Source organism: Endozoicomonas sp. ONNA1, assembly GCF_024606325.1.
In the GTDB taxonomy this organism is placed as follows: Bacteria; Pseudomonadota; Gammaproteobacteria; order Pseudomonadales; family Endozoicomonadaceae; genus Endozoicomonas_A.
Map to the genome: position 1 here is coordinate 1 of NZ_JAHHPN010000306.1, position 10,880 is coordinate 10,880.

Here is a 10,880-nt window from a genome sequence, read left to right on the forward strand (position 1 = left end):
AAGATGTTTTCACCACTGCCTTCGGCGACATAACCTTCATTGTCCAGCAGCAGAGCTTCTTCACAGCCACTGTCCAGGGCTTCACGCAGTGCCAGCATGGAGTTCATGTAGTTACCATTCGCCTTGGCCTTGCACATGGTGATGTTGACGTGGTGACGGGTGTAGGAAGAGGTACGGATTTTGATACCTTTTTCTTTGGCATCCGGGTCCATGTAGGAAGGCCAGTTCCATGCTGCAATGATACAATGAACCGTTAGTCCTTCTGCACGAAGGCCCATGCCTTCAGAGCCCAGGAAGCACATGGGGCGGAGATAGGCACTGTCCAGACCGTTTTCACGAACCACTAGCTTTTGAGCTTCGATCAGCTCTTCACGGGAGTAAGGGATCTTCATGCCCAGGATGTGGGCACTTCTGAACAGTCGGTCAGTATGCTCTTCCAGGCGGAAAATAGAGGGGCCTTTGTCGGTGTTATAGGCTCGAACACCTTCAAAGACGCCCATGCCATAGTGCAGGGTATGGGTCAGAACGTGGGTTTGTGCTTCTCGCCATGGAACCAGCTTGCCATCAAACCAAATAACGCCATCTCTATCGGCGAAGGACATGCGAAAACTCCCGATGCAATCCAGTTATTTCAACCATGAGAATGCGGCTATGTTCATGGTCAACGGGGCAGCCTTGTTTTCTCATGGTGGTATTGTGATTTTATTGAAGACCCTGTTTTTTGTGAAAGTCTATTCGTTGCTTTGGGCGACGGCAGTCTTTCTATGCTCATGCTATCTATGCTCACGGCTGTTTCGTGCTCATGGCTACTCAGCCGGGTGGGTCTCAGGCCTGGCTGGCAGGCCGCTGTGGATAGGGCGACCATGATTCTGTCTGTGCTTCGGTAATCGGCAGGCAGATGGGTATTGGATCATACTTTGCTGATGATTCCAAACCGCTGAGCCTGTCGCAAGCGCTGCGCCGGGACATTCATTCCATCCATTGTTGCCAAAGTGCTTCAACCTGTCGGGTGAAGGGCTCTACCCGGAGGATGTCCACAAAGGATGGCTCGTTTTGCAGAGCTTTTAAGTGAGCCGCTTTTCTCAGGAATTTATAAGCTTCTCTGAGTCCTTCAGCTTCACGGGCAGTCAGGTAGCCGGCTTTTTCCAGTGACTCCGAGATTCGAATGTTATCCGTGAAACGCGCAACCTCGGGGCGAGAGTGTGCATGGGCTAATACGGCGTATTGCATCAGAAACTCGATATCGACAATGCCGCCGCGATCATGCTTTAGATTGAAGAGGGGTTGGACTCGTTTATCCCGTCGGGATTTTGTCAGATGTTCTTTCATCTTTCGACGCATCTTGATGACCTCTTCTTTTAAGGTCGCAGGCTCCCTGTCAGTAGCCAGAATGCTTTTTCGCAGTGATTCAAATTGTGCTGTCAGCTGTTTATCGCCAGCCACTGCCCTGGCTCGGACCAGAGCCTGATGTTCCCAGGTCCAGGCTTCATTGCGCTGGTACTTTTCAAAAGACGTCAGTGAGCTGACCAGCATTCCGGAAGCACCGGAAGGACGGAGACGCATGTCGACTTCATAGAGTCTTCCGGAAGGGGTTTGAGCAGTGAGGATGTGTATGATTCTCTGACCCAGTCGTGTGTAGAATGTGGAGCTTTCTATAGGGCGCGGGCCGTCTGTTTCTTTATGGGTGGCACCATTATGCACGAACACCAGATCCAGATCTGATCCAGGGCCAAGTTCAATGCCGCCGAGTTTGCCGTAGCCAATGATGATAAAGCCGGGGTCACAGATAGAACCGTCTTTACCCGCAGGATGTCCGTGCCGCTCAATCATGGTTTTCCAGGCAAGGCCGACCACCTGATCCAGCAACGCTTCGGCAATCCAGGTCAGATAATCACTTTCCTTCATTAAGGGTAATGTCCCTGCGACCTGTGCTGCCGCTACTCTCAACAGATGTGACATCTTAAAGTAGCGCAGTGCTTCCATCTGGGCTTCCAGATCATCTTCCGGAATATGCGTCAGTTGTTGTCTGAGATCTTGCTCAAGTTCCGCCTTTTCGGGTGGGTTATAAAGGTCACCGATATCCAGGAACTCATCCAGCAAGGCCGGGTGCCGGGCGATTTGGTCTGCTATCCAGGGGCTGGCTATGCAGAGGCTGATGAGGTGTTCCAGTGCTTTGGGGTTTTCCATCAGTAGAACCAGATAAGCTGTTCGGCGCAAAACGCTTTCAATAAGAGGAAGGATGCGTATCAGAGCCAGATCAGGTTGTTCACTTTGACCAATGTGCTCCAGTAGTGACGGCATGAAATGATCGAGTCGCTCACGGCTTTGGCGGCGGATTCTGGTAATGGCTTTGCCATCCCTGAGCGCTAACAGGCGTCGCCTCGACGCTTGTGGCTCTGAAAAATGGTTCTCCTGAAACTGTTTTAATTCCTCGTCTTCGGTGAGGTTGCACTGCCACAGCAGTTTCCAGTGCTCCTGTACCGTCTGCTGTTGATCGCTGGATGTTTCCGGTACAGACACGACTTCGTCAAAGTGGCTGACGACTTGCTCCCTGTGAACATCCAGCGTACTCATCAGGGAAGGCCAGTCCTGATGTCCCATGCTAAAAGCAATTCTTTCCTGTTGCTGGCTGTCCACCGGCAGCTCCTGTGTTTGCCTGTCCTGTAAGGCTTGAATAGCATGCTCAATATTGCGAAGGTAGATATAGGCGTCAGTTAACGCTTGAGTGACTTCTTCTGGCAGGTATTGGGGAGAGAGCAGGCTTAGGATAGTGAGCAACCCCTTCTCCTGTAGACTTCGATCCCGGCCGCCGTGTATCAGCTGGAATGATTGGGCAATGAACTCAATTTCTCTGATGCCGCCAGGACCCAGTTTGATGTTGCCTTCCATGCCTTTGCGCTTCACTTCTCTTTGAATCAGGGTTTTCATATCCCTGAGTGCAGAAATAGCGCTGAAGTCAATGTACCTTCTAAAAGTGAATGGCTTCAAAATGTTGAGCAGATTCTGACCTTCAGGGATATCTCCGGCAATAGCTCTGGCCTTGATCATGGCGTAGCGCTCCCAGTCTCTGCCCTGATCCTGGTAATACTGCTCCATAGCGGAAAAACTCATTGCCAGAGCACCACTGGTACCATAAGGCCTTAGACGCATATCAACCCGAAATACAAAGCCGTCGACTGTCTGGCTGTCTATGACTTTGATCAGACGCTGCCCCAGCCGGATAAAGAACTCCTGATTATCCAGAGAGCGGCTCCCACCGACGGTTTCACCTTTGTGGGGGTAAGTGAACATCAGGTCGATGTCGGAGGAAAGGTTCAGCTCTTGCCCTCCCAGTTTGCCCATGCCGAGTACGATCATCTTTTGTGGTTGAGGTGACTCACCATAAGAAGCACCCATTGGGGTGCCCCAGGTTTTGCAGGCTTCTTGATAGAGCCAGTTTAGTGCCTGATCGACGCAGGCATCGGCCATGGCAGAAAGATCCTGCGTGGTTTCCTGCATGGTGCACAGACGGTTGAGGTCGCGCCAGATGATGTTGACCATCTCCCGGTTTCTATATACCCGAAGTTGATACATCAGGTCGTTTTCGTTGAGTGCTGCGTCCTGAGTGAGCAGGTGAAGTGCCTGTTGGTGCCTGTCAGGTTTGGCTGTTTCTAACCTATCCGGATTCTGGTGGAGTTGGAAAACAAGATCCGGATGCTTCAGGCATTGTTCAAAAGCAAAATCGCTGCCTGCCCAGGTTTTATAAAGTTGAGCGAGAAATGCGGGAGATAATGAGTCAGGCCTGTCAGTCAGGTCTTTTGTCCGACAGGTTTCCAGAAACTTGTCCCATTGTTTCTTCAGGATGGTTTTTACCGGTGCAGGGCAGTTCATTGGCTCAAGGCTTTTTATCGGCTCAAGGCTGTCATCTGGCAACTCCATTATTGGAAACCCTCTGTTGAAAGGTGGTTGAGCAGTGCTCGAACTTTGGGTGTTGAGCCACGGTGACTGGGGTACAGTGCATATAAGTCGACAGGCTCAAATTGCCAATCGGGAAGAATATTGATGAGTGTGCCTTTTGCCAATTCACGCTTTGCCATATACTCCGGCAGTTCGGTGATGCCCAGTCCTTTGATGGACATTCTCATCAGCATGGAAAAGTCATCGCAGCGCACAGTCGGCTCAAACCTCAAGGTCGCAGTTTCATCTGCGCAAAAGAGATGCCAATCGGGGCTGCGTTCTTTCGCACTCATCAACATTAATGGATGCTCTAACAAGTCACTGGGCGTTTTGATGTTCTGTTTTGCAAAACCCGGAGCCGCATATAGACGCAGACGGATGGAGCAAAGTTTTCTGGCAACAAGTCCGGAGTCCGGCAAGTCTCCGATTCTAAACGCCAGATCATACCCTTCTTCAATCAGATCAACACGTCGATTGGTCAAACTAAGATCAAGTTCAACCTCAGGGTAGCATTGACAGTAATGGGCAAGGTGATCGCCAAGTAATGCCTGACCGACACCGAGAGAGGTGCACACTCTAAGGCGCCCTTGAGGTTTTTCCAACATGGATTCCACTGCGCTGCCTGCGGCTTCATATTCCTCTTTGATCCTTTTGCAGTATGTGTAGTAGCGCTGACCGATTTCAGTCAGATGCAGCGTTCTGGTGGAACGCTCCAATAGCCGCACACCCAACTGGGACTCCAGCCGGGTGATCTTGCGGCTGATGTTGGATTTTGGCGTATTCATTACTTCCGCAGCCTGAGTAAAGCTGCCTCTCTCTACTACCGTTGCGAACACCATAAGATCGTTAAGGTCAGTCATTTGTTATCAAATATTGAACAGTGTTGTGTATGAATGAATATATATCAATTTTAGATAACAAACTAATCTAGCTTCATCACTTAACGAAACAATCAAGGATTGAGCGATGGAAATTTTGACATTAGACCAACTGCCACAGGGTGGTTTCGCCGGACTGGAAGAAAAACAGGTCGTTACCGATTATCGGGTATTTGGTGCTCGCAAGCGCCCTGAGACAGCGAATGGTATTGGCAACTTCGTTTATCTTGCTGATGCCAGGTTCTTGCCTCATGGTGAGACAGGTATGCACCCGCATCATGAGATCGACGTCATCAGTGTCATGGCAAAAGGTCGCGTGAGTCATGGTGGATCTCTGGAACATGGAAGAGGCCTGATCACTGGAGAGGCGCAGGCACAACGAGCGGGTGGAGAAGGATTCACACACAACGAAGTGAATCCGGATGGAACGGCCAATCAATTGATTCAACTCTGGGTTTTGCCAGAAACAGAAGGTGAGCCGGCGGGCTACAAAGCTTATACCCCCGAAGCCAACGTCAGGACACGTATTTATGGAGGAAGCAAAAAACAGACGAAAACGTTTGATAGCCACACCGTGATCGAAATGGTTCAGGCTACAGAGGAGTATCAGACACAGCATAGTGGCGAAGTTATGGCTTACCTCAGTACCGGAGAGGCAAGCATCAATGACGAAACCATCCAGGCCGGCACTTTGGTGAGAACGACTGAATTGAACTTTGTCGCCCATCAGGACAGCCAGCTGATCTTAATTTTTACCGAATCTTTCTAATCAAAAAGACATAATAATAAGGACGTGATCATGACCAAAAAATACTCTGAATTTTTAACGCCAGACAACGCTGTATTGGCAATGATTGACCACCAGACAGGGCTGATGGTTGGACTGGGTGATGAACACCCGACCGTGCTGAAAAACAACATTGTCGGTCTGACCAGAACGGCAAAAGCCATTGGCTTGCCATCGGTGGTGACCGCCAGCTTACCCGAGGGGCCAAATGGTCCGGTGATGCCTGAAATTACCGACGTACTGGGTGGGGAAGTGATTGAACGTGAAGGGCAGATCAATGCCTGGGATAGCCTGACGTTTAAGCAAGCGATTGAGAAAATAGGCCGTAAAAAAATCATCATGGCGGGTGTTGTAACCGACGTATGTTTACTGTTTCCGGCCTTGTCCGCCGTCGAAGAAGGCTACGATGTGTACGCTGTGGTCGATGCCTCGGGCACCTGGAATAAAACGGTTCAGGAAGTCACAATACAGCGTTTGACTCAGGCGGGTGTCAAAGTGACGACCTGGGCTTCGGTTCTGGCAGAGCTGATGAACGACTGGCGCAGTGAATACGGTGAAGCATTGGGGAAGGTGTTGGCTGAGCATACGACCAAGTATGGCTATGTGATGAACAGTTATTTCGCCAGGGGTTAATAATGAGTGGCGAACGCAGCAGTTCGCCACCCAATGGTCATTGGGTGGCGCTATTTTCACAACTTGTTGAAGTAGTGTCCTTATCCGGAATTAAATAGTTTTTAAGCTGGTTTACCAGTCTTTGTAAATGAGTAATATCTTTTATATTCCTTATCGAAGAATAAACAGAGTTATAAGTTTCTGTGGGTTCAGTTGTGAAATATACAGAGGGTTCTGTGGGTTCATTATCCCGAGTTATCCAGTTGCCATCTGCATCTTTAAAACAAGCCTCCCGGAAAAGATCAATTGTTTCATCTCGTTTGTTGGCGGAAAGGGCAAAGAAAATTAATGCAAAATTACCAACCGCCTCATACTTGTCTTCCAGGGATGAGCCTTGTTGAAGAATAATGTTTATACGCTCTATCTCTCGACGGGCAATCTTTTCTACAAGAGCCTGTCGATTTGTATACAAACCTTCGATGACATTTCTTGTGAACTGTTGCAAGTTAAAGCTTCTACGTGCGTGAAATGTTCTTGACATCCTGGCTATGCGGGCAAGGGAGTGGGTGAAGCCAAAGCGGAAGGTATGGGTACAACTGGCACAATAATCAACAATATATTCATAGTCTTCCCCCAGGGCATTGCACATCGCAGCAGCAAGATGGACATACACGTCGCCAATTTCTTGTTTATCCACGAGCCTCATGCAATTCAACACATGTAGTATTGGATTAACAAAAAACTTATCCAAAACTTTGAAAGGTATTTCTTCGTCGTCCTCTGAAAGATCAAGGTTGGGTTGATGAGTATTCCGGGACGGGTCATCACCTCCATGACCGAGCAACGGACGAGGTATCGGATGTTCAATCTCTCTTTGAGTATGGGAAGGAGCGTTTTGCTGGCCCCCTCCAGCCAACTCGCTACTACCGGATGGCGGTTGGACTTTACAAACGCCACGGCAGGAACCGACGTAACAATTGAAGCCGTAAGTGTGCTGTTGTTGTTCAGGGCCCTGGTTACCGCCGCCAGAGCCGGAAAACGTAAATCTGAAAAAACAGCCTCTAAGTAGGTTGTTTGATGCAGAGGCCTGCCGACCGGATGATGCTGATGGCGGGTTTTGTTGGCCACTATTTTGTTGGCCACTTTGTTGTTGACCCTGCCCGGGGAGCATCATAGTGATGATTGCAAATGGGTGATCCTGACTTGACTCCGGTTGATCCATCGGCTTGAACTGCGGCAAATCGTTGTTCCAATATCTTTCCAATAGCCAGCCAAGGGTGACAAACACTTCTAATGGTATTCTTGAATAGGGTTTTGCGTTCAGAGCGGCGTCACTGGTGGTCATAATCAGTTCGTTAGCCACCAGAAAATGAGTGGCGTAAATCAATGGCCAGGAGATTGACTCAAAAAAGGAGTTTTTTGCCCCGTAACCGCCAGGTCCGGGTGGGTTGTCATCTGGCAGAAAAGTTGACTCTGCATAGCCGTTTGTGTCGGCAAGGTATAAAGGGTTACCCAATGTATGTTGGTCTGGCTTTATAGAAAAGCTCTCTTTTGAAAAGCTTCCATCCTGTTGAAACCCGACAACCAAATGTCCCTTCAATGATTCGGCCTGACAGACGACAGAGAACCATGAAAACAGTATCAGCAGCGCCATAGTGAACGAGTTTTGCATTAGATCACCTTTGATAGTCTCCTGGAGACCTTTATCATTCACCAGCGGTTTTCCGGTTGGGCTTATTTCCACAACTTGTTGAGGCAGCGCCCTTATCTGGAACTAAATAGTCTGCAAGTTGATTAACGAGTCTTTGTAAATGAGTAGTATCTTTTATATTCCTTACTGAAGAATAAACATATTTATAAGTATCTGTGGGTTCAGTTGTGAACTCTGTGCTGTATTCTGGGGGAGGATTACGGGGTATGCTGTTGCCGTCTGCATCTGTAAAACAAACCTTCCTGAAAAAATCACCTGCTTCTTCTCGTTTGTTGGCGGAAAGGGCAAAGAAAATTAATACAAAATTACCAACCGGCTCATACTTGTCTTCTATGGATGAGCCTTGTTGAAGAACAGTGTTTACACGCTCTGACTCTCGACGGGCAATCTTCTCTACAAGCGTCTGGCGATCTGTATTCAAGCCTTCGATGACATCTACTCTGAACTGATGCAAGTTCAAGTGACGTGAATCAGGTTTTGTTAACAACTCGGCCATACGGCTAAGCGGGTGGCTGAAGCCTAATTCGAAGTTATGGGCACAATTGGCACAACAGTCAACAATACATTCATATTCATTCTCCAGGGCATGGCACATTGCAGCAGCAAGATGTACGTACTCGTCGCTAGTGTCGTGTTTATTCATGAGGATTCTGTAATTCAGAAAATTTAAAATTGGACGAACGAAAAATTCAGATGAAAGTCTGGATAATGTTTTTTCGTCAACACTTGAAGGATCAAATTCTTCAAAATCTGATAACGCCCCGGTTTCTTGATGAGCAATTCTAATAAGACACTCTTCAAGGCTGGGTAAATGAGGATTTCGGGACGGGTCACTACCTATGTTACCGAACAACAGACGAGCTAACCAAGGTTCAATCTCTCTTCGAGCATGGGAAGGAGCGTCTTGCTGGCCCCCTTCAGCTAAATCGCTACTACCGGATGGGCGCTGGAGTTTACAAACGCCATTACAGGAATCGACGTGACAATTTAAACCGTATGTATGCTGTTGTTGTTCAGGGCCCTGGTTACCGTCGTCGCCAGAGCCGGAGAGCATAAACCTGAAAGAAGAGCCTTTGAGTTGCGTGGTTGATCCAGAGGCCTGCTGGCCGGATGATGCTGATGGCGGGTTTTGTTGGCCACTTTGTTGTTGGCCATTTTGTTGTTGCCCCTGCCCGGGGAGCATCATAGTGGTGATCTCAAATGGGTGATCCTGACTTGACTCCGATTGATCCATTGGGTTGAGCTGCAGCGAATCGTCGTTCCAATATCTTTCCAAAAGCCAGCCAACAGCGAAAAATGCTTCCACAGGTATCCATGAATAGGCTTTGGTGTTCAGAGCGGCGTCATTGGTGGTCACAACCCTTTCGTAAGCAACCAGAAAGTGAGCGGCGTGAATCAATGGCCACGGGATCGACTCAAAAAAGGAGGTTTTTACCCCGTAACCGCCAAGATTAAATGGGTTGTCATGAGGAGGAAAAGTTGACTCTGCATAGCCGTTTGTGTCGGCAAGGTATGACGAGTCGCCCGTCAATGATTCGGCTTGGCAAACGGCAGACAGCCACGAAAGCATTAAAAGCAGTACCGCAGAGAATGATTTCTTCATTAGATCCCACATGGATACGTTAATAGTTTGTTGCTCGTAGTGCTCAGGCATTCATTTTCTTGAGAGGAAAGTTAGACTAAGAAGGTGATAGAGCAAAAAAATAAGCGTGTTTTTTTCAAAAACAAACGGTTGCAGCGGGTAAAAAAAAACCCGCTACTGCAAAAGAGTCGTGAGCTTTTTTTTGTTCGGCATCTTTGGCCTGTCAGAACATTGGCTTTTTGGTCTATTCCTTCCGGGTGGTCGAAACGTCATCCCTGATCTACGCTGTGATTCAGTTTTTGCCGGGGTGGTTATGGAAAAGTCGTTATTCTCAGAGCTAAAGCGCATTGGTATCGATGAAGAGCTGGCCAGCAGGGTCAGTGCTTCCCTTGACCCTGAATACAATGCCAGTAAAAAAGATATACTCGTCTTGCAAGAAGCTATGCTGCAAATCCAAGCACGCACCGATGAACGTTACCACGAACTGAGAATTGATATGCACAAAGGATTCACAGACTTGCGTGCAGAAATAACAGATGTTCGTAACGATGTGGCCACAGTTCGCGCTGAAATGGACTCCATGCACCGGCAATACTGGATTACCTTTGGCGGCCTCATTACCACGATTTTCAGTGTCTTTGCTGTAAACGGGTACTTCCATTAACGCAAAGGCTTATGGGTTGTAGCGGTATTGTACGCATGAAAGTTTTTTTCAGTGAACTTTATAAAAACATCCTTGTCATAGTTAAGGTTGTGTAATTTTTTTGACCCCAGGATCATTAAAAAATTCAGGCGCTGGCTATTAAGATGCTGGCTATTAATTAGTATCAGTGGATTAAGTAATTAAACTTTTCAATCACTGCTGACTTTAACTCGGGCATATATAAAATGGATAGTCCCATTGGGCAAAGTAGCTGCCACCAAAATAAAACTGCAGTAACACATGCAGTTCAATCAGACTCAAATCATTCGTATCCGGGCAAACAGCCGGATCATCAGAAAAAGGATACGCCTGTCTGGCAAGCAGTTCCAGCCGCTCCAATGGTTGCGGCAAGCGACGATGCATTAATAAAACAAAAGAAGCCACTGAGTGATTACATTGGGCATCATTGTCATTCATTACGAAATCTGATTACAGTGACCACACCGCAACCGGAGGTCTCCCTGTTGCCGGAGAATCTGCTGGATGCAGCAGAACAGAGGCTGCTGTCAATCGCAGAACTTGATGAGATGCAAAGACATATCCGTCTGCAAACAAACGTCACTATTAACGGTAAACCTTGTGAGCTGGAAACACTGCCCGATGACACACCGCTCTTTTACCAAATTGAGCGGAAAGCCCCGTACTTCTAGTTCGGGGATGGATAGCTCGCA

The 10,880-nt window shown here is 48.1% G+C and carries 10 protein-coding genes; 4 read left to right on the forward strand and 6 right to left on the reverse strand.

Going from position 1 to position 10,880, the window contains the following annotated elements:
* From KDK19_RS07195 to KDK19_RS07210, 4 genes are all read right to left on the reverse strand, one after another.
* Positions 1-602: branched-chain amino acid transaminase (locus tag KDK19_RS07195; RefSeq protein ID WP_257291639.1), on the reverse strand; the 602-nt coding region annotated here is incomplete at its 3' end.
* A 223-nt stretch (positions 603-825) separates the two neighbouring features.
* Positions 826-969, reverse strand: a complete 144-nt coding sequence (locus tag KDK19_RS07200) for a hypothetical protein (protein ID WP_257291640.1) — start codon at positions 967-969, stop codon at positions 826-828.
* Positions 970-3,918 carry a bifunctional [glutamate--ammonia ligase]-adenylyl-L-tyrosine phosphorylase/[glutamate--ammonia-ligase] adenylyltransferase gene (gene glnE, locus KDK19_RS07205; RefSeq protein ID WP_257291641.1) on the reverse strand — a complete coding sequence of 983 codons (2,949 nt, stop codon included), beginning with the start codon at positions 3,916-3,918 and terminating at the stop codon, positions 970-972.
* On the reverse strand, positions 3,918-4,796 hold the full coding sequence (locus tag KDK19_RS07210; RefSeq protein ID WP_257255146.1) for a LysR family transcriptional regulator: 879 nt from the start codon (positions 4,794-4,796) through the stop codon (positions 3,918-3,920). Before KDK19_RS07210 ends, glnE begins: the two co-directional genes overlap by 1 nt.
* Before the next feature lie 106 nt (positions 4,797-4,902).
* On the opposite strand from KDK19_RS07210, the gene KDK19_RS07215 reads away from it, so the two are divergent.
* Together KDK19_RS07215 and KDK19_RS07220 are read left to right on the forward strand one after the other, a co-directional pair.
* Entirely contained in the window at positions 4,903-5,583 is a 681-nt protein-coding gene (locus KDK19_RS07215; protein ID WP_257254100.1) for a pirin family protein, read from the forward strand.
* Positions 5,584-5,613: 30 nt separating this feature from the next.
* Positions 5,614-6,234 (forward strand): isochorismatase family protein, encoded by a 621-nt coding sequence (locus tag KDK19_RS07220; RefSeq protein WP_257254101.1) that lies wholly within the window; start codon positions 5,614-5,616, stop codon positions 6,232-6,234.
* 37 nt (positions 6,235-6,271) lie between these two features.
* On the opposite strand, the gene KDK19_RS07225 is transcribed toward KDK19_RS07220, so the two are convergent.
* Both KDK19_RS07225 and KDK19_RS07230 read right to left on the reverse strand, forming a co-directional pair.
* A complete protein-coding gene (locus KDK19_RS07225) occupies positions 6,272-7,885 on the reverse strand; it encodes a hypothetical protein (RefSeq protein WP_257282279.1) in 1,614 nt (537 codons plus the stop codon).
* 34 nt (positions 7,886-7,919) lie between these two features.
* The gene (locus KDK19_RS07230) at positions 7,920-9,578 is read right to left on the reverse strand and encodes a hypothetical protein (RefSeq protein ID WP_257254103.1); all 1,659 of its coding nucleotides are present in this window, start codon (positions 9,576-9,578) and stop codon (positions 7,920-7,922) included.
* Between the two features lie 118 nt (positions 9,579-9,696).
* Here KDK19_RS07230 and KDK19_RS07235 point away from each other — a divergent pair, with 118 nt between their 5' ends.
* The gene (locus tag KDK19_RS07235; protein WP_257291642.1) at positions 9,697-10,170 is read left to right on the forward strand and encodes a hypothetical protein; all 474 of its coding nucleotides are present in this window, start codon (positions 9,697-9,699) and stop codon (positions 10,168-10,170) included.
* 224 nt (positions 10,171-10,394) lie between these two features.
* Positions 10,395-10,859: a hypothetical protein gene (locus KDK19_RS07240; protein WP_257254106.1), complete on the forward strand. Its 465-nt coding sequence runs from the start codon at positions 10,395-10,397 to the stop codon at positions 10,857-10,859.
* The last annotated feature ends 21 nt before the right edge of the window (positions 10,860-10,880 follow it).